The sequence below is a fragment of the Frondihabitans sp. PhB188 genome (assembly GCF_003752365.1).
Lineage (GTDB): Bacteria > Actinomycetota > Actinomycetes > Actinomycetales > Microbacteriaceae > Frondihabitans.
Map to the genome: position 1 here is coordinate 224,703 of NZ_RJUO01000001.1, position 26,998 is coordinate 251,700.

A 26,998-nucleotide genomic window follows, 5' to 3' on the forward strand; every position below is an offset into this window, starting at 1 on the left:
ACGACACCCACGGCTCCTGACCTGAGCTAGAAATGAGGATTCTTTGAGTGCCCGGATCCCCCCGGTCCTGCGACCGGAACATCCCTCGGCGAGGTCGCTCGGCCAGCTGGCCAGCGAATTCGGACTCGAGCACATCGGCTCGCTCGACGGCATCGAGATCACGGGAGTGACTCTCTCGACCAGCGACCTGCACCCCGGCGACCTCTACGTCGGCGTGCCCGGGGCGAACCGCCACGGCGCCGAGTTCGCCGCGCAGGCTCGCGAGGGCGGCGCCGTCGCCCTCCTCACCGACGCCGATGGCGCCGAGATCGCCGTCGACAGCGGCCTGCCGGTCATCCTCGTCGACTCGCCGCGCGCCGCCCTGGGCGACGTCTCGAGCTGGGTCTACCGCACCGGCGAAGACGCGCCGCTGCTCTTCGCCGTCACCGGCACCAACGGCAAGACCTCCACGTCGTACCTCCTCGAGGGCATCCTCAAGCAGCTCGGCCTCGTCACGGGCCTCTCGTCCACGGCCGAGCGCCACATCGGCGACCTCACCGTCGTCTCGCGCCTCACCACGCCCGAGGCCACCGAGATGCACGCCCTCCTCGCCCGCATGCGCGAGAGCGAGGTGCGGGCCGTGGCCGTCGAGGTCAGCGCACAGGCCCTCAGCCGCAATCGCGTCGACGGGATCGTCTTCGACGTCGCCGGCTTCACGAACCTCAGCCACGACCACCTCGACGACTACGCCGACATGGAGGAGTACTTCCAGGCGAAGCTGCCGCTCTTCCAGCCCGACCGCGCCAAGCGCGCCGTCGTCTCGCTCGACTCCGACTACGGCCAGCGCGTCGTCGAGGCGAGCCGCATCCCCGTCACCACGATCGCGATGACGCCGGCGATCGCCGGCGTCGAGCGCGACGCCGACTGGAGCGTCGAGCTGCTCGACGAGCAGGCCGCCTACACCGAGTTCCGCCTGTCCGGCCCCGAGGGCCGCTCGCTGGTGACCCGCGTCCCGATGATCGGCTGGCACATGGCCGCCGACGCCGCCCTCGGCATCGTCATGCTCGTCGAAGCGGGCTTCGAGCTGGAGGCCATCGGCCAGGCCCTCGACGAAGACGGCGGCATCGTCGCCTACCTGCCCGGCCGCACCGAGCGCGTCTCGGGCGCGCGCGGACCGAGCGTCTTCGTCGACTTCGGCCACAGCCCCGACGCGTTCCTCACCACCCTCGCGGCCGTGCGCCGCTTCACTCCCGGCAAGGTCGTCATGCTGTTCGGCGCCGACGGCGACCGCGACACCACGAAGCGGCCCGAGATGGCCCGCGTCGCGGCGGCCGGCTCCGACATCCTCGTCGTGACCGACCACCACCCGCGCTTCGAAGACCCCGACGCGATCCGCAAGACACTCCTCGACGCGGCGCGCGAGGCGTATCCCGATCACGAGATCCACGAGGTCAGCCCGCCGGAGGCCGCAATCCGCACCGCCGTGGCGCTGGCCGGCGAGGGCGACTCGATCCTCTGGGCCGGCCCCGGCCACCAGGACTACCGCGACATCCAGGGCGTGCGCACGCCCTACTCCGCCCGCGAGGAGGCCCGCGCGGCGCTCCGTGAGGCGGGGTGGGCCGAGTGATCGCGCTGACCCTCGCCGAGATCCAGCAGATCGTCGGCGGCACTCTCGCGCTCGCCTCCGAGACCTCCGGTGCGACCATCGTCGACGGCTCCGTCGAGACCGACTCGCGTCTGGTCACGGCCGGTTCGATCTTCTTCGCGCTTCCGGGCGAGGTCACCGACGGCCGCCTGTTCGTGACGTCGGCCGTCGAGAACGGCGCCGCGCTCGTCATCAGCGAGGGCCCGGTCGCCTGCGCCGCCCCGCTCCTCGTCGTCGACGACGGCGTGACGGCGCTGGCCGACCTGGCCCGCGCCGTCGTCGCCCGGGTCCGCGAGTCGGCGTCCGGCGACGACCGCCTCCGCGTCGTCGGAATCACCGGCAGCAACGGCAAGACGAGCACGAAGAACATGCTGCGCGCGATCCTGTCCGACCTCGCTCCCACGGTCGCGCCCGAGGGCTCGTTCAACAACCACGTCGGCGCGCCGATCTCCATGCTCCGCGCCACCGGGGCCACGAAGTACCTCGTCGTCGAGATGGGCGCCTCCGGTTCCGGCGAGATCGCCCGACTCGTCGCGATCGCGAAGCCCGACACGGGCGTCGTCCTCAAGGTGGGCCTCGCGCACGCGGGCGAATTCGGCGGCATCGAGGCCACGCAGAGGGCGAAGTCCGAGATGGTGACCGACCTGCCCGAGACCGCCACCGCGATCCTGAACGCCGACGACTTCCGCGTCAGCTCGATGGCCGACCTGACCGACGCTCGCGTCGTGACCTTCGGTCTGGGCGCAGGAACGTCCTACCGGGCATCCGACGTCGACGTCACCGCTTCGGGCACCGCGTTCGTCCTCCACGCGCCGGGCCTCACGCGTCCGGTCCACCTCCGCATCCTCGGCGAGCACCACGTCATGAACGCCCTCGCGGCCCTCGCCGTCGCGGGGGAGTGGGGCCTCGACGTCGACCGCGCGGCCACCGTCCTCGAGGGCGTCGCTCGCGCGGAGCGCTGGCGCATGGAGGTCCTCGACGGCGGCCCCGGCGTCACCATCATCAACGACGCCTACAACGCCAGCCCCGACTCCGTGGCGGCGGCTCTCAAGACGCTCGCGCAGATCGTCGGCCCAGGCCAGCGCTCCGTCGCCGTGATCGGCGAGATGGCCGAGCTCGGCGAGTTCGCGCAGGAGGAGCACGACCGTATCGGCCGTCTCGCCGTGCGCCTCAACATCCACAGGCTGGTTGTCGTGGGCGACGCCGCCCGCCATGTCCACATGGCCGCCGGCCTCGAGGGCAGCTGGAGCGGGGAGTCCCTCCTCGTCCCCGACATCGACGCGGCGTACGACGCCGTCCGCGCCGATCTGCGAGAAGGAGACGTCGTCCTCGTGAAATCGTCCAAGTCGGCGGGTCTCCGGTTCCTCGGCGACCGCCTCGCGGGGGTGACCGCGTGATCGCCCTCCTCATCGGCGGAGCGGTGTCGCTCGTCTTCACCCTGCTGCTCACGCCGTTGTTCATCCGGCTGTTCCACCGCCTCGGCTGGGGCCAGTTCATCCGCAGCGACGGTCCGCAGTCGCACCACACCAAGCGCGGCACGGCGACCATGGGCGGCATCGTCCTGATCCTCGGCACGGTCATCGGCTACTTCGTCGGCCACCTCGCCGGCGGCGACCGACTCACTCCGAGCGGTCTCCTCGTGCTGCTGATGATGGTCGGCCTCGGTTTCGTCGGCTTCCTCGACGACTTCACGAAGGTCCGCAACCAGCGCAGCCTCGGCCTCACCGGCTGGGCGAAGATCCTCGGGCAGGTGCTCGTGGCCGTCCTCTTCGCCGTGCTGGCGCTCTCCGTGCACAGCCGCGTCGGGCAGTCCTCGGCGTCGACCATGATCTCGGGCGTCCGCGACATCCCGTGGCTCGACCTGGCGTTCGCCGGCCCCCTCCTCGGCGGCATCCTGTTCACCATCTGGGTGATCATGATCACCGCGTCGGCCTCGAACGGGGTCAACGTGGCCGACGGCCTCGACGGGCTCGCCACCGGCGCCTCGATCCTGGCGATCGGGTCGTACATCTTCATCGGGTTCTGGCAGAACAATCAGCTCTGCACGAGCGCCCGCGCCGTCCAGTCGGCCTGCTACGAGACGACGAACCCGCTCGACCTCGCCGTCGTCGCAGCCTGCGTGTCGGGCGGCCTCATCGGCTTCCTCTGGTGGAACACGTCGCCGGCGCAGATCTTCCTCGGCGACACCGGCTCGCTGGGTCTCGGCGGCGCCCTCGCCGCCCTCGCGATCCTCAGCCGCACCGAGCTCCTGCTGATCCTGATCGGCGGGCTGTTCCTGGTCGTCACCGGCTCGGTGATCCTGCAGCGCGCGTACTTCAAGCTCACCCATGGCAAGCGCATCTTCCTGATGAGCCCCCTCCACCATCACTTCGAGCTGAAGGGCTGGGCCGAGGTCACAGTCGTCGTGCGCTTCTGGATCGTCGCCGGCCTGTTCGTCGCCGCGGGCGTCGGGGTGTTCTACCTCGAGTGGATCTCGAAGTCCTGATGGCGGCTCCCCTCGACTCGCTCATCAGCTGGCATGCCGACTGGTCGGGGCTCCGCGTCGCGGTGCTCGGCCTCGGCGTCTCCGGCTTCTCGTCGGCCGACACTCTCGCCGAGCTCGGTGCCGACGTGGTCGTGGTCGCGCCCGACGAGGCGTCCGATCGCGCGCAGCTCGTCCCGGTCATCGGCGCCCGCCTGATCGTCCAGGCCGACCTGTCGACGCCTCCGGCCGAGCTCGTCGCCTTCGACGCCGACGTGGTCGTCGTGAGCCCGGGCTTCGCCCCGCACCACCCGCTCGTCGTCTGGGCCACCGCCTCGCGCGCCGCGGTGTGGGGCGACGTCGAGCTCGCCTGGCGCGTGCGCGACAAGACCCCCGAGCACATCGCCGACTGGGTGCTCATCACCGGCACGAACGGCAAGACCACGACGACGCAGCTCGTCGCCGCGATGGTCGCCGCCGACGACCGGAGCGTCGCGGCCTGCGGCAACATCGGGCTCCCGGTGCTCGACGCCATCCGCGAGCCGCTCGGCTTCGACGTCCTGGCCGTCGAGCTGTCGAGCCACCAGCTGCACTACCTGCCCATCGAGGGCCCCGGCTCGCTCAGCCCGGTGGCCAGCGTCATCCTCAACATCGACGACGACCACCTCGAGTGGCACGGCGGCGCCGACGCCTACCGGGCCGCCAAGGGTCGCGTGTACGCGAACACGAGAGTCGCCTGCGTCTACAACCGCGCCGACATCGCCACGCGGCTGCTCGTGCAGGAGGCAGACGTCGTCGAGGGCTGCCGCGCCGTCGGCTTCGGCCTCGGCACCCCGCCGGTCGGCGACTTCGGGGTGGTCGAAGAGATCCTCGTCGACCGCGCCTTCCTGGCCGACCGCGCGCACCGCGCCCTCGAGCTGTCCACCCTCGAGACCCTGACCGCGTCGGGTCTGGCCGCCCCGCACCTGGTCGCCGACGTCCTCGCCGCGGCCGCGCTCGCCCGCGCCCTCGACGTGGCCCCCGAGGCGATCCGGCTCGCCACGGCGGCCTTCCGGCCCGACCACCACCGCTCCGAGGTCGTCGCGACCGCGGGCGGCATCGTCTGGATGGACGACTCGAAGGCCACGAACCCGCACGCGGCCAAGGCCTCGCTCGCCGCCTCGCCGAGTGTCGTCTGGATCGTCGGCGGCCTGCTCAAGGGCGTCGACCCCGCGCCGCTCGTCGCCGAGGTGCGTCGCGGCGTCAAAGCCGCCGTCCTGATCGGCAGCGACCGGCAGATCCTCAGGGAGGCCTTCGAGCGACACGCGCCCGGCATGCCGGTCTTCGAGGTCGACGAGACCGACACTGAACGAGTGATGCCGCAGGCCGTGACATTCGCGGCCGCGGTCGCCGAGGCAGGAGACACCGTCCTCCTCGCGCCGGCCGCGGCATCGTTCGATCAGTTCGCCGACTACGGCGCGCGCGGAGACGCGTTCGCCCGAGCCGTGCACGACCACCTGGGAGGTGACGCCGATGGCCGACACGCCGTCGAGCCTCCCGCGACGCCTGAAGTCTGACGGGTCGGCGCGAAGCCGCACCCTCTCGGACGCCGTCGCGGGCCGAATCAGATCGGCACCGACCGGGGCCGCTCGCGTCGCGGTCAAGAAGCTGTTCGCGGCCGAGGAGACCAGCTTCTTCGTCATCCTCGGGACCGCGCTCTTCCTGGTCGTCTTCGGCCTCGTGATGGTCCTGTCGTCGTCGAGCGTCGAGCAGTACGTCGCCACGCACGACTTCTTCGGCGCGTTCCTGCGCCAGGGCATCTTCGCGGCGCTGGGCGTCCCGGCCATGCTCGTCGTGAGCCGAGTGCCCACCTGGGCCTGGAAGAAGTACGCCTGGCACCTGCTCGTGCTCGCGATGTTCCTCCAGCTCCTGGTCTTCACGCCCCTCGGCTCCACCGTCAACGGCAACCGCAACTGGATCCGCATCGGCTCCTCGTTCAGCGCCCAGCCCTCCGAGTTCCTCAAGCTCGCTCTCGTGATCTGGATCGGGATGATCCTCGTCAAGAAGGAGCGCAAGCTCGGCGACTGGAAAGAGCTGCTGGTCCCCCTGATCCCGGTCGTCCTGATCGCCATGGGCCTGGTCATGAAGGGCGGCGACCTCGGCACCACGCTGATCCTGATCATGCTCGTCGCCGTCGCGGTGTTCGTGGCCGGCGTCAAGCTGAGGTTCTTCGTCCCCCCGCTGATCCTGCTCGCCTGCGTGCTCCCGGTGATCACGTCGGGAGCGAGCTCCCGCACCGATCGCATCTCGGCGTGGATGTCGGGCTGCAGCTCCGAGGAGGCGTACCAGTCGACCTGCTGGCAGACCGTGCACGGGCTCTGGGCGCTCGCTTCGGGCGGGGTCTTCGGCGTGGGTCTCGGCAACTCGAAGGCGAAGTGGTCGTGGCTGCCCGAGGCCGACAACGACTTCATCTTCGCCATCGTCGGCGAAGAGCTGGGCCTCATCGGCGCCTGCGTCGTCCTGGCCCTGTTCATCGTCCTCGCCGTGTCGTTCATGAAGATCCTGCGCTCGACCGACGACCCCTTCGTCCGCATCGTCACCGGCGGCGTCATGACCTGGGTGATCGGCCAGGCGCTCGTCAACATCGCGGTGGTGCTCGGCCTCCTGCCGGTGCTCGGCGTGCCCCTGCCGCTGATCAGCGCGGGCGGGTCGTCGCTCATCTTCACTCTCATCGCCATCGGCGTGGTGCTCTCGTTCGTGCACCGACGGCCGGGCGACCCGGTGTCAGCGCTGCGCTCCGACGAGCAGGTAGGGTCTCTCCGGTGACGACGTACCTCCTCGCCGGCGGCGGCACCGCCGGGCACGTGAACCCCCTCCTGGCGACTGCCGATCGGCTCCGCAGCCGCGAGCCCGACGCGACGATCCTGGTGCTGGGCACCGCCGAGGGCCTCGAGGCCCGGCTCGTCCCGGCCCGCGGCTACGAGCTGCTCACCGTGCCGCGCCTTCCCTTCCCGCGGCGCCTGAACGCGGCCGCCCTCCGCTTCCCATCGCGGATCGTCGGCTCGGTGCGCGGCGTCCGCTCGATCCTCCGCGACCGCGGAGTCGACGTCGTCATCGGGTTCGGCGGCTACGCGGCCGCGCCCGCCTACCTGGCCGCCTGGCGCGCCAGGGTTCCGATCGTCGTGCACGAGGCCAACGCCAAGCCCGGCATCGCCAACGTGCTCGGCTCGTTCGCGACGAAGCACGTCGGCGTCGTCTTCGCGTCGACGAAGCTGCGCCACGCGCGCCAGGTCGGGATGCCCCTGCGCGTCGAGATCGAGACCCTCGACCGCCACGCGGTCAAGAGCGAGGCGCTCCAGTTCTTCGGCCTCGACGAGTCGCTGCCGACCCTGCTCGTCACGGGAGGGTCGACGGGCGCGCGACGGATCAACGACACGCTGTCGAGGGCCGCCGAGGTCGTGCTCGGATCGGGCTGGCAGATCCTGCACATCACCGGCGAGAAGTCCGAGCTCGGGCCGTCCAGCCTGGCGAACTACCACATCGTGAAGTACTGCGATCGCATGGATCTCGCCCTCGCCGCTGCCGACTTCGTCGTCTCCCGCGCAGGATCAGCGACCGTCTCCGAGCTGACCGCCCTGGGCCTGCCCGCCGTGCTCGTGCCCTATCCCGTCGGCAACGGCGAGCAGCGCTTCAACGCCACCGACGTGGTCGACGCCGGCGGCGCCGTCCTGGTCGCCGACGCCGAGTTCACGCCGGCGTGGGTGCGCTCGAAGCTCGTGCCGATCCTGCTCGACCGGGCCCGCATCGCCGACATGACCGTCCGCGCGGCCTCCGTCGGGGTGCGCGACGGCGCCGACAAGACGGTCGACCTCGTCCTCGAGGCCACTCCCGCGTCCACCTCCACACGAATCGCGAACTCATGATCAAGCCCGACCTCGACCAGCCGCTTCCCGAGACGATCGGGCGCGCGCACTTCGTCGGAATCGGCGGCTCCGGCATGAGCGGCATCGCCCGCGTCTTCCTCGCTGCAGGCATCCCGGTCTCGGGCTCCGACTCGCGCGAGAGCGGCAACGTCGAGGCGCTCCGCGCGCTCGGAGCCACCGTCGCGATCGGCCACGACGCGGCCAACGTCGGCGACGCCGACACCCTCGTGGTGACCGGCGCCCTCTGGCAGGACAACCCGGAGTACCAGCTCGCCCTCGAGCGGGGCATCCCCGTGCTCCACCGCTCGCAGGCGCTCGCGTGGCTGATCGGCGGGCACCGGCTGGTGTCGGTCGCGGGCGCGCACGGCAAGACCACCTCGACCGGCATGATCATCACGGCTCTGCTCGAGGCCGACCGCGACCCGAGCTTCGTCAACGGCGGCGTCATCCAGTCGCTCGGCGTCAGCGCCAAGGGCGGTGCCGACGACCTCTTCGTGATCGAGGCCGACGAGTCCGACGGCTCGTTCCTGCTCTACGACACGTCGATCGCCCTGATCACGAACGTCGACGCCGACCACCTCGACCACTACGGCTCGCGCGAGGCCTTCGACGAGGCGTTCGTCGCCTTCGCCTCGGCGGCGAGCGAGTTCGTCGCCATCTCGAGCGACGATCCCGGGGCCGTCGCCGTGTCTCACAAGCTCGATCGCTCGAAGGTCGTCACCTTCGGCGCGGCCGCCGACGCCGACATCCGCGTCGCCGACGTCACCACCTCGGGCCCGGTGGCCTTCACCCTCGTGCATGCAGGCGTCGAGCGCCGCGTGCAGCTCAGCGTGCCCGGCCACCACAACGCCCTGAACGCCGCAGGCGCCTACGCCGTGCTCACGGGGCTCGGTCTCAGCCCCGAGGAGTCCATCGCGGGCCTCGAGGTCTTCGGCGGCACCCAGCGCCGCTTCGAGCTGCACGGGACAGTGCGCGGGGTGAGCGTCTTCGACGACTACGCGCACCACCCGACCGAGGTCGCGGCCGCGCTGCAGGCCGCGCGCAGCGTCGTCGGCGACGGTCGCCTGATCGCGGTCCATCAGCCTCACCTCTACAGCCGCACCCAGATGATGGCGGGAGAGTTCGCCGACGCGTACGAGTCCCTCGCCGACCACACGGTGGTGCTCGACGTCTACGGCGCACGCGAAGACCCGGTGCCCGGAGTGACCGGTGCCCTCGTCACCGAGCGCTTCCGCGACGCCGCCAAGGCCGACTACGTCCCCGACTGGCAGGCGGCCGCCGACCGCGTCGCCGAGATCGCCCGCGAGGGCGACTTCGTGATCACCCTCGGCTGCGGAGACGTCTACCGGATCGTCCCGCAGCTGCTCGGCAGCCTCGAGGCGACGCCGGAGAGCGCCGCGTGACAGGCGACTCATGAAGCGCCCCGAGGGATTCGACCGTCACGCTCCGGCCGAGCGGCCCGAAGCACCACAGGCGGCAGCACCGTCGAAGCCCGTTCGCGCCGGGGTCGCGCCGTCGAGGCCGGCTGCGAGCCGGCCCGCCGTGCCGGTGCCGGGCCCGCGGACGAAGGCCCCGGCGGTGGAGCCCGCAGTCCCTGCGCCCGTCGATCTGCCCCGGGACGACCGCGGTGCCGCCGAGGCGCGCGATCGCGCCCGTGACGCGCGCCGACAGGCCCGGCGTGCGGCCGCTGCGCGCCGAGCCGTCGAGCGGACCGAGGTGCGCCGCTTCACCCGGCGCACGCGCCACCGCCGCGCCACCCTCATCACCGCAGGCGCCGTCGTGCTCGCGCTGGTCGCGACGGTCACGATCAGCGTGTTCTCGCCGGCCCTGTCGCTGCAGACCATCACCGTCCAGGGAACGTCGCGCGTCGACAGGGCGCAGGTGCTCTCGTCACTGGACGCACAGGTCGGCAAGCCGCTGGCGCTGATCGACTTCACGGCCGTCAAGAGAGACCTCTCGGAGTTCCCGCTGATCGAGTCGTACGTCACCGAGACGAAGCCGCCGCACACGCTGGTGATCCGCATCACGGAGCGCGAGCCGATCGCCTCGGTGAAGGTCGGCAAGACGTACGAGCTCGTCGACCCGGCCGGCGTGGTCATCGCGACGTCGACCAGGAAGCCCGCCGGTGTCCCGGTCGTCGGCCTCAAGGGCGGAAGCGTCGACAGCAAGGTGTTCCGGTCGACGGCGGAGGTGCTTCTGGCGCTGCCGGCCGAGCTGCTGAAGAAGGTGGCGTCGGTCTCGGCGTCGACCGCCGACGACGTCACGCTCACCCTCACGGGCGGCGAGCAGGTCGTCTGGGGGAGCGCCGACCGGTCGGCGAAGAAGGCGCAGCTGCTGACGGGGCTCATCCGCGACCACAACGCGCGCGATCCGCAGCAGTCGGTGCAGTACGACGTGTCGGCTCCCGACAACGGCATCATCCGCACCAAGTAGCGTGGAGCTCGACCCGATTCGCGCGACACGCGGCTCACGTCGACACAGGTCGCGCCGGGTCGACCTACCTTGTGACTGCAGATATGCATACTGCGCATAACATTAACCTTGAAGTTCAACTTGAAGGTTTGCGAGAACTTCCACCAGGCGGAGGCCGGACGTGACAACGAACCATAACTACCTAGCCGTGATCAAGGTCGTCGGTGTCGGCGGCGGTGGCGTCAACGCCGTCAACCGCATGATCGAGCTCGGGCTTCGCGGCGTCGAGTTCATCGCGATCAACACCGACGCGCAGGCTCTGCTGCTGAGCGACGCCGACGTCAAGCTCGACGTCGGCCGCGAGCTCACGCGAGGCCTCGGCGCAGGCGCCGACCCCGAGGTCGGTCGTCGCGCCGCCGAAGACCACGCCGAGGAGATCGAGGAGGCCCTCGCCGGGGCCGACATGGTCTTCGTCACGGCGGGCGAGGGCGGCGGCACGGGCACCGGCGGTGCTCCGGTCGTGGCTCGCATCGCCAAGTCGATCGGCGCCCTCACGATCGGCGTCGTCACGAAGCCCTTCGGGTTCGAGGGTCGTCGTCGTCAGGCGCAGGCCGAGGCCGGCGTCGCGCAGCTCAAAGAAGAGGTCGACACCCTCATCGTCGTTCCGAACGACCGCCTCCTCGAGATCTCCGAGCGCGGCATCTCGATGGTCGAGGCCTTCGGCACCGCCGACCAGGTGCTCCTCGCGGGTGTGCAGGGCATCACCGACCTCATCACGACCCCGGGTCTGATCAACCTCGACTTCGCCGACGTGAAGAGCGTCATGCAGGGCGCGGGCTCCGCGCTCATGGGCATCGGCTCGTCGCGCGGCGCCGATCGCGCCATCAAGGCAGCCGAGCTGGCCGTCGCGTCGCCGCTGCTCGAGGCCTCCATCGACGGAGCCCACGGCGTGCTGCTCTCGATCCAGGGCGGCTCGAACCTCGGCATCTTCGAGATCAACGACGCTGCGCGCCTGGTCCAGGAGGCCGTGCACCCCGAGGCGAACATCATCTTCGGTGCCGTCATCGACGACACGCTCGGCGACGAGGTCCGGGTGACCGTCATCGCCGCCGGCTTCGACGGCGGCGAGCCGACCACCAAGACCAAGGAGCGCCGCGCGAGCTTCGTCGAGACCGACGGCCCCGCCACCACCACGGTCGCCGGTGTCTCGGCCATCGCCGACAGCGGCGCGGCCCCGACGTACACCCGCCCCCAGGAGCCCGCCCAGAGCCCCGACCCGGTGTTCGACGACGGCGACGACGACCTCGACGTCCCCGACTTCCTCAAGTAGCGGCCATCCCTCCGGCTATGGCTGCGCTCTCCGACCTCGCGGGCCGTGTCGACGACGTCTTCGGACGCATCGCCGATGCGGCCCGCTCGGCCGGTCGGGACCCGGACGAGCTCACGACGATCGTCGTGACGAAGTTCCATCCGGCGCAGCTCGTTCGAGACCTCCACGCGCTCGGAATCCGAGATGTCGGCGAGAACCGCCATCAGGAGGCGCAGGCCAAGGCCGCCGAGACGAGCGATCTCGACGGGCTCCGGTGGCACTTCGTCGGACAGCTCCAGTCGAAGAAGGCCCGTCAGGCTCGTGCCTACGCCTCTGTCGTGCACTCGCTCGACCGCGCCAGTGTGATCGACGCCCTGGCGACCGACGACGGCACTGTGCTGGACGGCTTCGTGCAGGTGAACCTCACCGACGATCCGGGTCGCGGCGGAGTGCAGGCGGACGACCTCGAAGCGGTCGCCGAGCGCGTCCTCCAGAGTCCCGGCATCGTGCTCCGCGGCGTCATGGCGGTCGCTCCGGTGCAAGGAGACCCCCGGCTCGCCTTCGCACGCCTCCGGGGTCTCTCCGAGCGCGTGCGCTCCCTGTCGCCCGGGGCCGACCGGATCTCCGCCGGGATGTCTCTCGACTTCGCCGAGGCCATCGCCGAAGGCGCGACACACCTACGAATCGGCACCGCAATCACCGGAAACCGCCCCGACGCTCGTTAATGTCGATGCAGACGAGCCACGACCGGAGGACACCATGGCGAACCCCCTCAAGAAGAGCCTGATCTACCTCGGGCTTGCCGACGAAGAACTCGAATACGACGGCAACGCCCCCCAGAGCGAGTCGCGGCCCCAGCCGGCCGCCGTGCAGCAGACGGCGCCGCAGCCGGCTGTCGCGCACCCCGCGCAGAAGTCCGCGCACCCCCACAAGCAGGCTCCGGCCTCGCCCGTGCAGCCGGTCCCGGCTCCCGTGGCGAACAAGGCCCCTGTGACGCCCCTGAGGCGCCCCACGTCGACCAAGAATGCGGTAGCCACCGAGATGAACGAAATCCTCACCGTCCACCCGCGCGAGTACAAGGACGCCCAGTCGATCGCGGCCAGCTTCCGCGACGGCATCCCCGTCATCATCAACCTCTCGCAGATGAGCGAGGGCGATGCTCGTCGTCTCGTCGACTTCGCCAGCGGACTCTCCCAGGGTCTGTACGGCAAGATCGAGAGGGTGACGAACAAGGTGTTCCTTCTCTCGCCGTCGCACATCGCCGTCAGCGGCGACCAGGCCGAGGCAGAGTCCGACATCGACGCGTCGTTCTTCGCCCAGTCCTGAGAACCTCCCCGGGGCTGGCTTCCGCCGGCGGGGCCTCCCCGCACTATCACAGCGAGTTGAATCCCCTCGATGATCGTCCAGCCCATTGCCACGATCGTGTACGTCGCGCTCCTCATCTTCTTCCTGCTGATGTGGGCGCGGTTCATCTTCGACCTGACCCAGTCGGTGAGCCGCACGTACCGCCCCAAGGGTCCGCTCCTCCTGCTCGCCGAGGTGACTTACACCGTCACCGATCCGCCCATCAAGGCGATCCGGCGGGTGCTCCCTCCGATCCGCCTCGGTGCTGTCGCGCTCGACTTCGGCTGGAGCATCGTGATGCTGCTCGTCGTCGTGCTGATGAGCGTCGCCTCGGCCCTCCAGCGCTGACGGCCGGTTCGTCTCGCGACTCGCGCGACGCGCGGATGACCCTCAGCCTTCAGGTCAGGTCGACTGTTGTCGTTGTAGGCTGAGTCAGTACGGTGTCCCCATCGGCCTCTCTCGTTCAGGGCGAGACGAAGCGACAGACACCATTCCCAGACCATGTACCAGAGATTCACGAGGTGACGGCAATGGCTTTGACGCCTGAAGACGTAGTCAACAAGCGGTTCCAGCCGACGAAGTTCCGTGAGGGCTACGACCAAGACGAGGTAGACGACTTCCTCGACGAGGTCGTGGTCGAGCTTCGTCGTCTCGGCCAGGAGAACGAAGAGCTCCGCCAGCGTCTCGCTACGAGCGAGTCGAAGGCCGAAGACCTTCAGCGCCAGGCGTCCGCCGCCCCGGCAGCGGCCGCTCCCGTCGCCATCGAGAAGGCCCCCGAGCCCGAGCCGACCCCGGAGCCCGTCGCGGCCGCCCCGGTCGTCGAGTCGGAGCCCGAGCCCGCTCCGGCGCCCGCCGCCGTCTCTGCTCCTCCCGCCTACTCCGCGCCGACCGTCGACGAGACGACCAGCACGAACAACCTCCTGCAGCTCGCGCGCCGCCTCCACGAGGAGCACGTCCGCGAGGGCATCGAGAAGCGCGACGCGCTCATCGCCGAGGGTCACGCCACCGCCGCTCAGCTCGTCTCCGAGGCCGAGACCACCTCGCGCACCAAGACCGAGCAGTTCGAGGCCGAGCACCAGGCCCGCGTGGCCGCGCTCGAGGCCGAGCAGAAGGCCAAGGCCGACCAGTTCGACACCGAGTTCCGCGCCCGCCAGGAGAAGATCGAGGGCGAGCAGCGCGTGCAGGTCGAGCGCCTCGACAACGAGCGCATCGGCCTCGAGCACCGCATCGACGAGCTGCGCGGCTTCGAGCGCGAGTACCGCGCCAAGCTCAAGAGCTACATCGAGGGCCAGCTTCGCGAGCTCGACGGCGAAGGCGCCCCCGAGCCGGTGTCGGCGCAGTCCGCCGCTCCGGCCAGCTTCCAGGGCTTTGGCTCGAACTAGAACGGCTACCCCGAAGGCCAGTGTCCGCGTCCTGCTGACACTGGCCTTCGTCGCGGTAGTCGTCTATGCGCTCGACCAGGGCAGCAAGTACCTCGTGGTGCACAGCCTCATCGTGGGCGAGCAGGTCGACGTCCTGGGCGAGTTCCTGCAGCTGCACTTCGTGAAGAACCCCGGCGCCGCGTTCTCGCTCGCCACCGGATCGACCTGGGTGTTCTCGATCGCCGCGGCCGCCGTGGTCGTCGCGATCATCGTCTTCTCCCGGCGCATCCGCTCGTTCCGCTGGGCGCTCATGCTCGGCATGCTGCTGGGCGGCACTCTCGGCAACTTGACCGACCGCCTGTTCCGCGAGCCGGGCTTCGGCGTCGGCCACGTGATCGACTTCATCTACTTCCCGAAGCTCCTGCCGGCGATCTTCAACGTCGCCGACACCTTCATCGTCTCGAGCATGGGCCTTCTGCTCCTGCTGACGCTTCTGGGCATCGGCCTCGACGGCCAGCGCGTCGTGCGCGTGCCGAAAGGCGCTCCGGCGCAGGATCCCGCCGCTGTCGCCCGACCCGACGCCGCCGCGACGAGCCCCGAGCCGTCCTCCCGGGACGCCTCGTGACGGAGTCCCGCTCGCTGCCGGTGCCCGACGGCCTGGCGGGGGAGCGCGTCGACGCCGCCCTGGCCAAGCTCCTGGGCTTCAGCCGCACCTTCGCCGCCGAGGTGGCAGGGCTCGGGGGAGTGAGCGTCGACCAGCGGATCGTCGGCAAGTCCGACCGCCTCGAGGCCGGCGCGTGGCTCGAGGTCACCTGGCAACCGAAAGAAGAGCCGACGGTCGTCGCGGTCGACGTGCCCGGCATGGGCATCGTCTTCGACGACGACGACCTCGTGGTCGTCGACAAGCCCGTCGGCGTCGCCGCGCACCCGTCGATGGGCTGGACGGGCCCGACCGTGCTCGGCGGTCTCGCCGCGGCAGGGTTCCGCATCGCCACCAGCGGTGCGGCCGAGCGCGCCGGAATCGTCCACCGCCTCGACGTGGGCACCTCGGGCCTCATGGTCGTCGCGAAGTCGGAGCGCGCCTACACGCTCCTCAAGCAGGCCTTCCGCGAGCGGACCGTCGAGAAGATCTACAACGCCGTCGTGCAGGGGCACCCCGACCCGCTGATCGGCACCATCGACGCGCCGCTCGGCCGCCATCCCTCGTCGTCGTGGAAGTTCGCGGTCGTCGTCGACGGCAAGCCGTCCGTCACGCACTACGAGACGGTCGAGGCGTTCCCCGCCGCGTCGCTGCTCGAGGTCCACCTCGAGACCGGCCGCACGCACCAGATCCGGGTCCACATGGCCGCACAGCGCCACCCGTGCGTCGGCGACGCGCTCTACGGCGCGGACCCGACGCTGTCGGCCAAGCTCGGGCTCACGCGGCAGTGGCTGCACGCCGTCCAGCTCGGCTTCGATCACCCGGCGACGGGTGACTGGGTGTCGTTCCGGTCCGAGTACCCGGCAGACCTTCAACACGCGCTTGAGGTCCTTCGGTCTTCCTGACTGCGATTTGGAGCGACGCGCCGAGGGATGTCGGCGGCCCCGGTTACGCTTGTCGCACGCCTTGACCCAGGGGAGAAAAGTTGTCTTCGAGCGATTCCTTCGTGCACCTGCACGTCCACAGCGAATACTCGATGCTCGACGGCGCCGCACGCGTCAAACCCCTGATCGAGGAGGCCGCCAAGCAGGGCATGCCGGCCGTGGCGGTCACCGACCACGGCAACGTCTTCGGTGCGTTCGACTTCTACAAGACGGCCACCGCCGCAGGGATCAAGCCGATCATCGGCACCGAGGCCTATATCACGCCGGGTACGCACCGGGGCGACAAGACCCGAGTCAAGTGGGGCGACGGGGGCCGTGACGACGTCTCGGGCGCCGGCTCGTACACGCACATGACCCTGCTCTCGGAGACGACCGAGGGCATGCACAACCTGTTCCGCCTGTCGTCGAAGGCGTCGCTCGAGGGCTACTACTTCAAGCCGCGCATGGACCGCGAGCTCCTGTCGCAGTACTCCACGGGTCTCATCGCCACGACGGGCTGCCCCAGCGGCGAGGTGCAGACCCGCCTGCGCCTCGGCCAGTACGACGAGGCGCTCAAGGCGGCGAGCGACTTCCGCGACATCTTCGGCAGAGAGAACTACTTCGCCGAGATCATGGATCACGGCCTCGGCATCGAGCGCCGCATCATGGACGACCTCGTGAAGCTCGCCAAGCAGCTCGACCTGCCGCTCCTCGCGACGAACGACCTCCATTACACGCACGAGCACGACGCCACCAGCCACGCGGCCCTCCTCTGCGTCCAGTCCGGCTCGACGCTCTCCGACCCGAACCGCTTCAAGTTCGACGCCGACGAGTTCTACCTCAAGACCGCGGCGCAGATGCGCCACCTCTTCCGCGACCACCCCGAGGCGTGCGACAACACGCTGCTCATCGCCGAGCGCTGCGAGGTCAAGTTCGACACCGAGGCGAACTACATGCCGCGGTTCCCCGTCCCCGAGGGCGAGACCGAAGAGACCTGGTTCAAGAAGGAGGTCGCCGAGGGCCTGAAGTACCGCTACCCCGACGGCATCCCGCAGAACGTCCAGGAGCGCGCCGACTACGAGGTCGGCGTCATCGCGCAGATGGGGTTCCCGGGCTACTTCCTCGTCGTCGCCGACTTCATCAACTGGTCGAAAGACAACGGCATCCGCGTCGGGCCGGGCCGAGGCTCCGGGGCCGGCTCCATGGCCGCCTACGCGATGAAGATCACCGATCTCGACCCCATCCGCCACGGTCTGATCTTCGAGCGGTTCCTGAACCCCGACCGCGTCTCCATGCCCGACTTCGACGTCGACTTCGACGACCGTCGGCGCACGGAGGTCATCAACTACGTCACCGACAAGTACGGCTCCGAGCGCGTCGCGCAGATCGTCACGTACGGCACCATCAAGGCGAAGCAGGCGCTGAAAGACTCCTCGCGCGTGCTCGGCTTCCCCTACGGCATGGGCGAGAAGCTCACCAAGGCGATGCCGCCCGCGATCATGGGCAAAGACATCCCGCTGACCGGCATCTTCGACCGCGAGCACGAGCGCTACAAGGAGGCCGGCGACATCCGCGCCGTCGTCGAGGGCGACCCCGAGGCGAAGACCGTGTTCGACACGGCGCTCGGCCTCGAGGGGCTGAAGCGCCAGTGGGGCGTCCACGCGGCCGGCGTGATCATGTCGAGCGACCCGCTGCTCGACATCATCCCGATCATGAAGCGCGAGCAGGACGGCCAGATCGTCACGCAGTTCGACTATCCGGCCAGCGAGGCGCTCGGCCTGATCAAGATGGACTTCCTGGGGCTCCGCAACCTCACGATCATCAACGACGCCCTCGACAACATCAAGTCGAACCGCGACTTCGACCTCGTGCTCGAAGACCTCGAGCTCGACGACGTCGGCGCCTACGAGCTCCTCTCCTCCGGCGACACCCTCGGCGTCTTCCAGCTCGACGGCGGGCCCATGCGCGGCCTGCTGCGGCTGATGAAGCCCGACAACTTCGAAGACATCTCGGCCGTCATCGCGCTCTACCGACCCGGCCCCATGGGTGCGAACTCGCACACGAACTACGCGCTGCGCAAGAACGGCCTCCAGGCGATCACAGCGATCCATCCCGAGCTCGAAGAGCCCTTGAGCGAGGTCCTCGGCGGCACCTTCGGCCTCATCATCTACCAGGAGCAGGTGATGAGCGCCGCGCAGAAGCTCGCCGGCTTCTCTCTCGGCCAGGCCGACATCCTCCGTCGCGCGATGGGCAAGAAGAAGAAGTCCGAGCTCGACAAGCAGTACGCGGGCTTCCAGCAGGGCATGTTCGACAACGGCTACTCGGCCGATGCCGTCAAGGCGATCTGGGACATCCTGCTTCCCTTCTCCGACTACGCGTTCAACAAGGCGCACTCGGCGGCGTACGGCGTCGTGTCGTACTGGACGGCGTACCTCAAGGCGCACTACCCGGCCGAGTACATGGCCGCGCTCCTCACGAGCGTCGGCGACTCCCGCGACAAGCTCGGCCTCTACCTCAACGAATGCCGCCGCATGGGCATCAAGGTGCTCCCGCCCGACGTCAACGAGTCGATCGGCTTCTTCGCCGCGGTCGGCGAAGACATCCGCTTCGGCATGGGCGCCATCCGCAACGTCGGCTTCAACGTCGTCGACCATGTCATCGCCGCCCGTGAGAGCAAGGGCGCGTTCACCTCGTTCCACGACTTCCTGTCGAAGGTCCCGATTCCCGTCGCGAACAAGCGCACGGTCGAGTCGCTGATCAAGGCCGGCGCGTTCGACTCGATGGGCGACACCCGGCGTGCCCTCGTCGAGATCCACGAGGCCGCCGTCGAGGGCGCCGTCAGCGAGAAGCGGGCCGAGGCCAACGGCCAGGTCGGCTTCGACTTCGACTCGCTGTGGGACGAACCGGCGCACGCCCAGCAGGTGCCGGTGCGCCCCGAGTGGACGAAGCGCGACAAGCTCGCCTTCGAGCGCGACATGCTCGGCCTCTACGTGTCCGATCACCCTCTGGCCGGCCTCGAGCTGCCGCTTGCCAAGCACGCCTCCACCACGGTCACCACCATCACGGCCGCCGACGACTCCATCGACGGCGAGACGGTCACCATCGCCGGCCTCATCACGAGCGTCCAGCACCGCGTCGCCCGCAACTCGGGCAACCCCTACGGCATCATCACCGTCGAAGACTTCGGCGGCGAGATCAGCGCGATGTTCCTCGGCAAGACCTACCAGGAGTTCGGGCCCTCGCTGGTCGGCGACTCCGTCATCGTGCTCAAGGGCCGCGTCAGCGTCCGTGACGACGGCAAGAACCTTCACGCCGTCAGCATGTTCATGCCCGACCTCGGCGTCGCCGCCAGCAGCGGCCCGCTGGTGCTGAGCATGCCAGAGTTCCGCGCCACGACCGACGTCGTCACCGAGCTCGGGGCCGTCCTCGGCCGCCACGCCGGTGCGACCGAGGTGCGCCTGCGCCTGCTCAAGGGCGACAACGCCCGGACGTTCGAGATCCCGATGCCCGTCGATATCACGGCCGATCTCTACGGCGAGCTGAAGAGCCTGCTCGGGCCCAGCTGCCTGCTCTAGGCGGCGTGCCCGTCCGCTAGACCCACCGATCCGTCCTCTCCGCCGGACCGCGGACTGGCAGATGGGCCGATCGCGGGGGTCTGATCCGCGCGGCTAAGGCAGCAGCGCTGCCCACGCGACGGCGCCGGCCGCCGCTCCGCCGGCGGAGTGCAGCCGCACGGCGCTGCACTCCGGCTTGCGCGCCGCCTGCGCCGCGATCGAGCCGCCGAACTCGTCGCTGAACCCGGACCGCGGCAGCCGCTCCGTCACGCTGCGAAGCAGCGCGGGATCCCAGTCGGAGGCCCCGGAACCACGCACGTCGAGCGACGTCGCCATCTCGAGCAGGTGCCCCTCCGCATCGAATGCGGGGTCGACCGACCTCCACATGTGCCGCTCGATCACCTCGCGCACGCGCCCGCGCCGCACAGGAGCCCAGCCCGCTCCGGCCCCGAAGACGGCCGCGACGGCACCGCCCGCCTCCTCGAAGGGCACGGCGACGGCGTCGAAGTGCGGAGCCAGCCCGGCGTCGTGCAGCATCCCCGCGACGAAGAGCAGCTCGGCGTCGTAAGGCAGGTCGATTCGCTCCGCGAGCGCGACGGCCCAGGCCCACGAGCGCAGGCTGTGGGCGACGAGCGCGGGGCTCATCCACTCGCGCGCCGCCTCGAGGGCGAGCGCGGCGGCGGGGGTCGGGGCAGCGAGGAGGGCGTCGATGTCGGTCACGCGCTCAGGCTAGGCGGGGCGCGGCCCCGAGCGGGAGGGGCCTGCCTGCCTAGCCACGTCGAGTTCCTGCCGTCGTCAGCGGGAGGGCCGTGGTTCGCCGGGGCGGGATCGTGCGGGGGCTGGAATCATGCTCGTGCGGGTCCGCGTCGTAATCGGCGCGCCCCCCGGCGACACGCCCTGACTGACGAGCGCCCGCCGAACCCGACGAGCGCGGGCCCGACGCGACGAGCGCCTGCGAACGCGACGAGCGCCCGCCGAACCCGACGAGCATCGCGGCTACGGGACGAGCACCACGCGTTGCGAGGCCCGCGTCGCCCACGCGGCCTCGACGTCGCGCAGGGGGACGGCGTCTGCGTCGAGCCGGTACGTGCCCGCGATGATCTCAGCCGCCAGCGCGGGCAGCGACTCGACGATCGCGCGGACGCTCGCCGACCCCTGCCCGCTGCCGAGGAACCGCACGTTCGCCTGCCGCAGCACCGTCGACGGCAGCGCGATCTCCGGGCCGGCCACTGCGCCGATCTCGATCCAGTCGAGCGCGCGAGAGCGATCACCGCGCGCCTTCAGGAGGGGTGGAATGGCGGCCTCGGTCGGCGAGCCCCAGAGGTAGTCGAGCACCACATCGACCTCCGCGGAGGTCGCGGCGATCTGCGCGGCGACGGCGTCGGGCTCCGCCGACAGGTCGACGACGTGCGTGGCACCGAGGTCGCGCAGGGCCTCGACGCGCTCGGCCCCGCGACCGGCGGCGACGATGCGGTCGGCGCCCAGCCGCTTGGCCGTCTGCAGCGCGAGCCGGCCGGCCGACCCGGTCGCGCCGAGCACGAGGACGGACTGCCCGGGCCGGAAGTCGACGCGCGTCCGCAGCGGGATCCACGACGACATCGCCGGGTTCATCGCCGCGGCGATCGCGACGGGATCGACGTCGGCCGGCAGTGTGACGCTGCGGCGCGTGTCGATCAGCGTCCGCTCCGCCATGGCGCCGAGGGGCCCGTCGCCGAGCACGAAGTAGACGAGCTCCCCGTTCTCACGGCGGCCGACCCCGTCGATCCCGGGCACGAGCGGCAGCTCGTCGGTCGATGTGTAGTGCGACCCGTCGGCCTGGGAGCGGACGCGCGGGTGCAGCCCCGACGCCAGCACCTCGACGACTTCGTCGTGAGGGGACGCAGGAACGGGAGACGCGAACTCCCCGTACCGGGGCGGCTGTTCGAACGAGGTGACGACTGCGGCCTTCATAGGGAGCTCCAGACTGGCGAAAGTAGTTGGTAGCACCAATCATATAGTTGGTGGTACCAACCATGTCAAGTAGGCTGGGGGCATGCCCGTAGACCTCTCGCTCGTCGATGCCGCAGCTCAGCTCACCTTTGCCGTGCACGAGGTGCTGACCCGGGCTGCGGCCGAGCTCGGCCTGTCGGTGACGCAGCTGCGCATGCTGGGGATCCTCCGCGACCGGACTCCCACGATGGCGTCGCTCGCTGACCAGCTGGCACTCGACAGGTCGTCGGTATCGGGTCTGGTCGACCGCGCCGCGACCAAGGGGCTCGTCGAGCGGGCTCCCTCCGAGACCGACCGCCGCGTCGTGACCGTGGGTCTCACCGCCGCGGGTCGCGAGGCCGCCGTGCGCATCGAGGCCGTCGTCGAGCCGCGCATCGAGGCGCTGCTGGAGTCGGCCTCGGCGGCCGATCAGGCGGCTCTCCGCCGTCTGGCGGCGACCCTGCCGTCGGCTGTCTGACGGCCGCCCCTCTCACCCGTTCCCGGTAGGCTGACCGGGCCATGATCGCTACCCTCGACCTCCGCGGCCAGACGTCCACCTCCAGCGAGCTGCTCGCCCTGATCCCGCGTGCGACCGTCGACGTCACCGCCGCCAGCGCCGCCGCGGCGATGCTCATCGCCGAGGTCCGTCAGCATGGCAGCCGGGCGCTGCTCGACCAGGCAGAGCGCTTCGATCGGGTGCGCCCCGCTTCGCTGCGCGTGCCGCAGGCCGACATCGACGCGGCCGTCGCAGCCCTCGATCCGCTGGTGAAGGCCGCGCTCGTCGAGTCGATCGCGCGGGTCACGGCGTCGTCCGCCGCGCAGGTGCCGGCATCGCAGACCACCCACCCCGCCGACGGCGCCACCATCGTCCAGCGCTGGCAGCCCGTCGCCCGCGCCGGGGTCTACGTGCCCGGCGGCAAGGCGGTCTACCCGTCGAGCGTCGTCATGAACGTCGTCCCCGCGCAGGTCGCCGGCGTCACCTCGATCGCCCTGGCGTCTCCGCCGCAGGCGCAGTTCGGCGGCTCGGTGCACCCGACCATCCTCGGCGCGGCCGGGCTCCTCGGAATCGACGAGGTCTACGCGATGGGCGGGGCCGGTGCCATCGGCGCCCTCGCGTACGGCGTCGACGACGCCGACCTCGAGCCGGTCCAGGTCATCACCGGTCCGGGCAACAACTACGTCGCCGCTGCGAAGCGCCTCGTGCGCGGGGTCACCGGCATCGACTCCGAGGCGGGAGCCACCGAGATCCTCGTCATCGCCGATGCGACCGCCGACGCCACGCTCGTCGCGGTCGACCTCATCAGCCAGGCCGAGCACGACGAGCAGGCCTCGGCCGTGCTCGTCACCGACTCCGCCGACTTCGGCGAGGCCGTCGTCGCCGAGGTGGGCCGACTCGCGCCGCTGACTCACTCGGCCGAACGCGTGCAGACCGCTCTCGCGGGGCCCCAGTCGGCCGTCGTGCTCGTCGACGATCTCGAACGCGCCGCCGACTTCAGCAACGCCTACGGTCCCGAGCACCTCGAGATCCAGACCGCCGACGACGACTCCGTGCTGGCGCGGATCACCAACGCCGGCGCGATCTTCGTCGGGCCCGACACGCCCGTGAGCCTGGGCGACTACCTCGCCGGCTCGAACCACGTGCTGCCCACCGGCGGTCAAGCGCGGTTCTCGTCGGGCCTCGGGGCGTACACGTTCCTGCGCCCGCAGCAGATCGTCCGCTACACCGCCGCGCCGCTGGCGGATGTCGCCGAGCGACTGGTCGCGCTCTCGAACGCCGAGCTGCTGCCCGCGCACGGCGAGGCCGTCGCCGCGCGCCTCGAGCGCCCGTAGGCACCGGGCCTCTCGCGATAGCCTGGTCGCATATGTTCTGTCCATTCTGTCGCCACCCCGACTCCCGAGTCGTCGACTCCCGTACCAGCGACGACGGCACGTCGATCCGCCGCCGCCGCCAGTGCCCGAACTGCGGCCGCCGCTTCTCCACGACCGAGACCGCGAGCCTCGCCGTGATCAAGCGCAACGGGGTCCTCGAGCCGTTCAGCCGCGAGAAGATCATCTCGGGTGTCCGAAAGGCCTGCCAGGGCCGTCCGGTCACCGACGGCGACCTCGCCGTCCTGGCCCAGAAGGTCGAGGAGGCCGTTCGCGCGAGCGGCGCCTCGCAGATCGACGCGAACGAGGTGGGCCTGGCGATCCTTCCTCCGCTCCGTGAGCTCGACGAGGTCGCGTACCTCCGCTTCGCCAGCGTCTACCAGGCCTTCGACTCGCTCGACGACTTCGAGGAGTCGATCCGCGTCCTCCGAGAAGACCACGCGAATCATCCGAAGGCGACGTCGGCGGCAGACAAGTGAGCCAGACCGACGCCCACGACGACGCCGGCGTGTACGGGTTCGTCTTCCGGCACTTCTTCGTACGCATGGACCCCGAGCGCGCGCATCACCTGGCGTTCGGCTTCATCAAGGCGATCCCGGGCATCCCCGTCGTGTCGACGCTCGTCCGTCGCGCCACGAAGCCCCACCGCTCGCTCCGCGTCGAGACGCTCGGCCTGACCTTCCCCTCGCCGTTCGGCGTCGCCGCCGGTTTCGACAAGGACGCCAAGGGCATAGCCGGCCTCGGAGCCCTCGGGTTCGGCCACGTCGAGGTCGGCACGATCACTGCGAAGGCGCAACCCGGCAACGACCGGCCGCGTCTGTTCCGGCTGGTCGCCGACCGTGCCGTGATCAACCGCATGGGCTTCAACAACGGCGGTGCTCTCAAGGCCGCCGGGGTCGTCGGCCGCGCCCGCCATCTCCGTCACCGCCCGGTCATCGGCGTCAACATCGGTAAGAGCCGTGTGGTCGAGGTCGACGACGCCGTCGACGACTACCTCGTCTCGACCCGCCTGCTAGCGCCGCTGGCCGACTACCTCGCCGTCAACGTCTCCTCGCCCAACACGCCCGGGCTCCGTGGCCTGCAGGAGCTGGACAAGCTCGCCCCTCTTCTCACGGCCGTCCGCGACGCCGCCGGCCGCACGCCGGTGCTCGTGAAGATCGCGCCCGACCTCGACGACGATGCCGTGCGCCGCGTCGCCGAGCTGACGGTCGAGCTCGGTCTCGGCGGGATCATCGCCACGAACACGACGCTGTCGCGCGACGGTCTGGTCAGCGACCTGAAGGTCGTCGAGAAGGCGGGGGCCGGCGGCCTGTCGGGTGCCCCGCTCAAGCAGCGGTCGCTCGACGTGCTGCGCGTGATCCGCCAGGCAGTTCCTGCGACTCTCTGCGTCATCTCGGTCGGCGGGGTCACCACTGCCGCCGACGTTCAGGAGCGCCTCGACGCCGGCGCCACGCTCGTGCAGGGCTACACGGCGTTCCTGTATCGCGGGCCACTGTGGGCACGGGAGATCAACCGTGGTCTGCGCGACCTGCGCCGCTAGGACCCCGGGCGACGCGGGGGAGCGGCTGATCGGGGAAGTGGCTAGGCCGGGGACCGGCTAGGCGGGGAACGAGCCGCGCTTGACCTGCGACTTCGGCGTGCGCATCGGGCGGATGAGCAGGGCGCGCATCGCGGCGTACCAGCGGAGTCCGCGCTCGACGTGCTCCTTGCCGTGCTTCGCCTCGAGCTTCCTGACGATGCGGTGGCCCACGAAGAAGCAGTCGATGACGGCCAGGAGCACGAAGCCCCAGATCGCGAAGAGCGCGATGCTGGCGAGGGCCGGCACCGAGCTGAGCACGATGACGATCACCATCAGGGGCAGCATGATCTCGCCGACCGAGTAGCGCGCGTCGATGTAGTCGCGGACGAACTTGCGCTGCGGGCCCTTGTCGCGGGCCGGGAGATACTTCTCTTCGCCGTTGGCGAGGCCGAGCCGGGCCTTGTTGCGCTCGATGGCGACCCGGTCGCGCTGCTCCTTGCGGGCCTCCTTGCCCACCGGCACGAGCGGGCGGCGGTTCGCGGCCTCGCGCTCCTTGCGGGTCGGAGTGGCTCGGCCCTTGCCGATGGTGATCGGCTCGTCGGACTCGGTCGACTTCTTCGTCGAGTTGTCGGGGGAGATGATGGGTGCCTTGGCCACGGGGAGATCCTTGGTTTCGTCGGAGAACCTAAGATTACCTGTCATGACTGAGACCTCCTATTCTCCTGCCCCGCTGAATCCCGAACTCTCGGCCAAGCTCCGGGAGAGCGTTCAGGGGGCTCTGCCCGCGTCGATCGCCGACCTCTCGGCCCTGGTGCGGATTCCCAGCGTCTCGTGGGACACCTTCGACCCGGAGAACGTCGTCGTGTCGTCCAAGGCGGTTGCGGCGCTGATCGAGTCGACCGGCCTCTTCGAGTCGGTGACGACCAGCCGCGCCCCGATCGAGGGCGACCAGCTCGGCCACCCCGCCGTGCTCGCGAAGCGCCCCGCGAAGAACGGCCGGCCGACGGTCCTCCTGTACGCGCACCACGACGTGCAGCCGGAGGGCGACGAGGCGCTGTGGGAGACTCTGCCGTTCGAGCCGACGGTCCGGGGCGAGCGCCTCTACGGGCGCGGGGCGTCTGACGACAAGGCCGGCGTCATGAGCCATGTCGCAGCTCTCCGCGCCATCCACGAGGTGGTCGGCGACGACCTCGACCTCGGCATCGTCGTCTTCATCGAGGGGGAGGAGGAGTTCGGGTCGCGCTCGTTCACCAACTTCCTGGCCCAGCACCACGACGAGCTCGCCGCCGACGTGATCGTCGTGGCCGACGCCGACAACTGGACCACCTCCGTGCCGGCGCTCACCGTCGGCCTGCGCGGCAACGTGACCTTCAAGCTCACCGTGTCGACGCTGGCGCACGCGTCGCACTCCGGAATGATGGGCGGCGCCGTCCCCGACGCGATGCTGGCGATGGTCCGCCTCCTGGCCTCCCTCCACGCCGAAGACGGCTCCGTCGCCGTCGAGGGCATGACCTCGCGCGAGGCCGAGTACCCGGAGTTCGACGAGGCCGAGATCCGTCAGACGACAGGCCTGCTCGAGGGCGTCTCGCTGATCGGCGACGGCCCGATCCTGAGCCGCATGTGGTCGAAGCCCACCGTCACCGTGACGGGCATCGACGCGCCGAGCGTCGCCAACGCGTCGAACACCCTCCTGCCCACGGTCTCGGTGCGCATCAGCGCCCGCGTCGCGCCGGGCCAGCCGGCCGTCGAGGCGTTCCAGGCGCTGAAGACGCATCTCGAGTCGAACGCGCCGTTCGGAGCGCACCTCGAGATCAGCGACGTCGACACCGGCAACCCGTTCCTCGTCGACACCTCCGGGTGGGGCTTCGCCGAAGGGCTCGCCGCGCTGGCCGAGGGATGGGGCGAGACGCCCGTCCAGACGGGCGCCGGCGGCTCGATCCCGTTCATCTCCGACCTGGCCGAGGTCTTCCCGGAGGCGCAGATCCTCGTCACCGGCGTCGAGGACCCCGACACACGGGCCCACAGCCCGAACGAGTCGCAGCACCTCGGCGTCTTCCACCGTTCGATCCTGAGCGAGGCGCTCCTGCTCGCGAGGCTCGACGCGCGATCCTGACC

24 protein-coding genes are annotated in these 26,998 nt (G+C 70.3%); 21 read left to right on the forward strand and 3 right to left on the reverse strand.

Annotation, left to right across the window (positions count from 1 at the left end; translation table 11 throughout):
• The first annotated feature begins 43 nt into the window (after positions 1-43).
• The 16 genes from EDF46_RS01050 (at position 44) to dnaE (ending at position 19,551) form a co-directional block, all read left to right on the forward strand.
• Complete coding sequence (locus EDF46_RS01050) at positions 44-1,606, forward strand: Mur ligase family protein (protein ID WP_123504428.1); 1,563 nt, start codon at positions 44-46, stop codon at positions 1,604-1,606.
• Positions 1,603-3,021 carry a UDP-N-acetylmuramoyl-tripeptide--D-alanyl-D-alanine ligase gene (gene murF / locus EDF46_RS01055; RefSeq protein WP_123505141.1) on the forward strand — a complete coding sequence of 473 codons (1,419 nt, stop codon included), beginning with the start codon at positions 1,603-1,605 and terminating at the stop codon, positions 3,019-3,021. Before EDF46_RS01050 ends, murF begins: the two co-directional genes overlap by 4 nt.
• Complete coding sequence (mraY, locus tag EDF46_RS01060; RefSeq protein WP_123504429.1) at positions 3,018-4,109, forward strand: phospho-N-acetylmuramoyl-pentapeptide-transferase; 1,092 nt, start codon at positions 3,018-3,020, stop codon at positions 4,107-4,109. The genes murF and mraY overlap by 4 nt, the downstream gene beginning before the upstream one ends.
• A complete protein-coding gene (gene murD, locus EDF46_RS01065; protein WP_123504430.1) occupies positions 4,109-5,641 on the forward strand; it encodes a UDP-N-acetylmuramoyl-L-alanine--D-glutamate ligase in 1,533 nt (510 codons plus the stop codon). Before mraY ends, murD begins: the two co-directional genes overlap by 1 nt.
• Positions 5,598-6,890 carry a putative lipid II flippase FtsW gene (gene ftsW, locus EDF46_RS01070; protein ID WP_123504431.1) on the forward strand — a complete coding sequence of 431 codons (1,293 nt, stop codon included), beginning with the start codon at positions 5,598-5,600 and terminating at the stop codon, positions 6,888-6,890. Before murD ends, ftsW begins: the two co-directional genes overlap by 44 nt.
• A complete protein-coding gene (locus tag EDF46_RS01075; RefSeq protein ID WP_123504432.1) occupies positions 6,887-7,987 on the forward strand; it encodes a glycosyltransferase in 1,101 nt (366 codons plus the stop codon). Before ftsW ends, EDF46_RS01075 begins: the two co-directional genes overlap by 4 nt.
• Complete coding sequence (gene murC, locus EDF46_RS01080; RefSeq protein WP_123504433.1) at positions 7,984-9,390, forward strand: UDP-N-acetylmuramate--L-alanine ligase; 1,407 nt, start codon at positions 7,984-7,986, stop codon at positions 9,388-9,390. The genes EDF46_RS01075 and murC overlap by 4 nt, the downstream gene beginning before the upstream one ends.
• A gap of 10 nt (positions 9,391-9,400) precedes the next feature.
• Complete coding sequence (locus EDF46_RS01085; RefSeq protein ID WP_123504434.1) at positions 9,401-10,420, forward strand: FtsQ-type POTRA domain-containing protein; 1,020 nt, start codon at positions 9,401-9,403, stop codon at positions 10,418-10,420.
• A 160-nt stretch (positions 10,421-10,580) separates the two neighbouring features.
• Entirely contained in the window at positions 10,581-11,729 is a 1,149-nt protein-coding gene (ftsZ, locus tag EDF46_RS01090; RefSeq protein ID WP_123504435.1) for a cell division protein FtsZ, read from the forward strand.
• Positions 11,730-11,746: 17 nt separating this feature from the next.
• Positions 11,747-12,433 carry a YggS family pyridoxal phosphate-dependent enzyme gene (locus tag EDF46_RS01095; protein WP_123504436.1) on the forward strand — a complete coding sequence of 229 codons (687 nt, stop codon included), beginning with the start codon at positions 11,747-11,749 and terminating at the stop codon, positions 12,431-12,433.
• A gap of 34 nt (positions 12,434-12,467) precedes the next feature.
• Positions 12,468-13,034 carry a cell division protein SepF gene (locus EDF46_RS01100; RefSeq protein ID WP_123504437.1) on the forward strand — a complete coding sequence of 189 codons (567 nt, stop codon included), beginning with the start codon at positions 12,468-12,470 and terminating at the stop codon, positions 13,032-13,034.
• A 69-nt stretch (positions 13,035-13,103) separates the two neighbouring features.
• Positions 13,104-13,400, forward strand: a complete 297-nt coding sequence (locus tag EDF46_RS01105) for a YggT family protein (RefSeq protein WP_123504438.1) — start codon at positions 13,104-13,106, stop codon at positions 13,398-13,400.
• Positions 13,401-13,582: 182 nt separating this feature from the next.
• Positions 13,583-14,434, forward strand: a complete 852-nt coding sequence (locus EDF46_RS01110; protein WP_123504439.1) for a DivIVA domain-containing protein — start codon at positions 13,583-13,585, stop codon at positions 14,432-14,434.
• Positions 14,421-15,038, forward strand: coding sequence for a signal peptidase II (lspA, locus tag EDF46_RS01115; RefSeq protein WP_370454027.1), 618 nt, complete (start codon positions 14,421-14,423; stop codon positions 15,036-15,038). Before EDF46_RS01110 ends, lspA begins: the two co-directional genes overlap by 14 nt.
• Positions 15,035-15,958, forward strand: coding sequence for an RluA family pseudouridine synthase (locus EDF46_RS01120; RefSeq protein WP_123504440.1), 924 nt, complete (start codon positions 15,035-15,037; stop codon positions 15,956-15,958). Before lspA ends, EDF46_RS01120 begins: the two co-directional genes overlap by 4 nt.
• A gap of 131 nt (positions 15,959-16,089) precedes the next feature.
• Positions 16,090-19,551 carry a DNA polymerase III subunit alpha gene (gene dnaE, locus EDF46_RS01125; RefSeq protein WP_233579842.1) on the forward strand — a complete coding sequence of 1,154 codons (3,462 nt, stop codon included), beginning with the start codon at positions 16,090-16,092 and terminating at the stop codon, positions 19,549-19,551.
• Positions 19,552-19,644: 93 nt separating this feature from the next.
• Here dnaE and EDF46_RS01130 read toward each other — a convergent pair whose 3' ends face one another.
• Positions 19,645-20,250, reverse strand: coding sequence for an HD domain-containing protein (locus EDF46_RS01130; RefSeq protein ID WP_123504442.1), 606 nt, complete (start codon positions 20,248-20,250; stop codon positions 19,645-19,647).
• A gap of 276 nt (positions 20,251-20,526) precedes the next feature.
• A complete protein-coding gene (locus EDF46_RS01135) occupies positions 20,527-21,480 on the reverse strand; it encodes a zinc-binding alcohol dehydrogenase family protein (RefSeq protein ID WP_123504443.1) in 954 nt (317 codons plus the stop codon).
• A gap of 82 nt (positions 21,481-21,562) precedes the next feature.
• Between EDF46_RS01135 and EDF46_RS01140 the strand changes: the two genes are divergently transcribed.
• The 4 genes from EDF46_RS01140 to EDF46_RS01155 are packed head-to-tail and all read left to right on the forward strand — an operon-like array spanning position 21,563 to position 24,904.
• Positions 21,563-21,976, forward strand: coding sequence for a MarR family winged helix-turn-helix transcriptional regulator (locus EDF46_RS01140; RefSeq protein ID WP_123504444.1), 414 nt, complete (start codon positions 21,563-21,565; stop codon positions 21,974-21,976).
• 41 nt (positions 21,977-22,017) lie between these two features.
• Positions 22,018-23,328 carry a histidinol dehydrogenase gene (gene hisD, locus EDF46_RS01145; RefSeq protein ID WP_123504445.1) on the forward strand — a complete coding sequence of 437 codons (1,311 nt, stop codon included), beginning with the start codon at positions 22,018-22,020 and terminating at the stop codon, positions 23,326-23,328.
• 32 nt (positions 23,329-23,360) lie between these two features.
• Positions 23,361-23,843 (forward strand): transcriptional regulator NrdR, encoded by a 483-nt coding sequence (gene nrdR, locus EDF46_RS01150; RefSeq protein WP_123504446.1) that lies wholly within the window; start codon positions 23,361-23,363, stop codon positions 23,841-23,843.
• 29 nt (positions 23,844-23,872) lie between these two features.
• Positions 23,873-24,904, forward strand: a complete 1,032-nt coding sequence (locus tag EDF46_RS01155; protein WP_123505143.1) for a quinone-dependent dihydroorotate dehydrogenase — start codon at positions 23,873-23,875, stop codon at positions 24,902-24,904.
• A gap of 57 nt (positions 24,905-24,961) precedes the next feature.
• Here the strand turns inward: EDF46_RS01155 and EDF46_RS01160 are convergent, their stop codons facing one another.
• Positions 24,962-25,540, reverse strand: coding sequence for a DUF3043 domain-containing protein (locus EDF46_RS01160; protein WP_233579744.1), 579 nt, complete (start codon positions 25,538-25,540; stop codon positions 24,962-24,964).
• A 43-nt stretch (positions 25,541-25,583) separates the two neighbouring features.
• Between EDF46_RS01160 and EDF46_RS01165 the strand changes: the two genes are divergently transcribed.
• On the forward strand, positions 25,584-26,996 hold the full coding sequence (locus EDF46_RS01165) for a dipeptidase (protein WP_123504448.1): 1,413 nt from the start codon (positions 25,584-25,586) through the stop codon (positions 26,994-26,996).
• The last annotated feature ends 2 nt before the right edge of the window (positions 26,997-26,998 follow it).

Excerpts from the sequence above, each read along its gene's own strand:
- murD (WP_123504430.1), top strand. The coding sequence starts at position 4,109 with ATGGCGGCTCCCCTCGACTCGCTCATCAGCTGGCATGCCGACTGGTCG.
- ftsW (WP_123504431.1), top strand. The coding sequence starts at position 5,598 with ATGGCCGACACGCCGTCGAGCCTCCCGCGACGCCTGAAGTCTGACGGG.
- murC (WP_123504433.1), top strand. The coding sequence starts at position 7,984 with ATGATCAAGCCCGACCTCGACCAGCCGCTTCCCGAGACGATCGGGCGC.
- EDF46_RS01085 (WP_123504434.1), top strand. The coding sequence starts at position 9,401 with ATGAAGCGCCCCGAGGGATTCGACCGTCACGCTCCGGCCGAGCGGCCC.
- EDF46_RS01095 (WP_123504436.1), top strand. The coding sequence starts at position 11,747 with ATGGCTGCGCTCTCCGACCTCGCGGGCCGTGTCGACGACGTCTTCGGA.
- EDF46_RS01100 (WP_123504437.1), top strand. The coding sequence starts at position 12,468 with ATGGCGAACCCCCTCAAGAAGAGCCTGATCTACCTCGGGCTTGCCGAC.
- EDF46_RS01105 (WP_123504438.1), top strand. The coding sequence starts at position 13,104 with ATGATCGTCCAGCCCATTGCCACGATCGTGTACGTCGCGCTCCTCATC.
- EDF46_RS01110 (WP_123504439.1), top strand. The coding sequence starts at position 13,583 with ATGGCTTTGACGCCTGAAGACGTAGTCAACAAGCGGTTCCAGCCGACG.
- dnaE (WP_233579842.1), top strand. The coding sequence starts at position 16,090 with ATGCTCGACGGCGCCGCACGCGTCAAACCCCTGATCGAGGAGGCCGCC.
- EDF46_RS01135 (WP_123504443.1), bottom strand. The coding sequence starts at position 21,480 with ATGAAGGCCGCAGTCGTCACCTCGTTCGAACAGCCGCCCCGGTACGGG.
- EDF46_RS01140 (WP_123504444.1), top strand. The coding sequence starts at position 21,563 with ATGCCCGTAGACCTCTCGCTCGTCGATGCCGCAGCTCAGCTCACCTTT.
- hisD (WP_123504445.1), top strand. The coding sequence starts at position 22,018 with ATGATCGCTACCCTCGACCTCCGCGGCCAGACGTCCACCTCCAGCGAG.
- nrdR (WP_123504446.1), top strand. The coding sequence starts at position 23,361 with ATGTTCTGTCCATTCTGTCGCCACCCCGACTCCCGAGTCGTCGACTCC.
- EDF46_RS01165 (WP_123504448.1), top strand. The coding sequence starts at position 25,584 with ATGACTGAGACCTCCTATTCTCCTGCCCCGCTGAATCCCGAACTCTCG.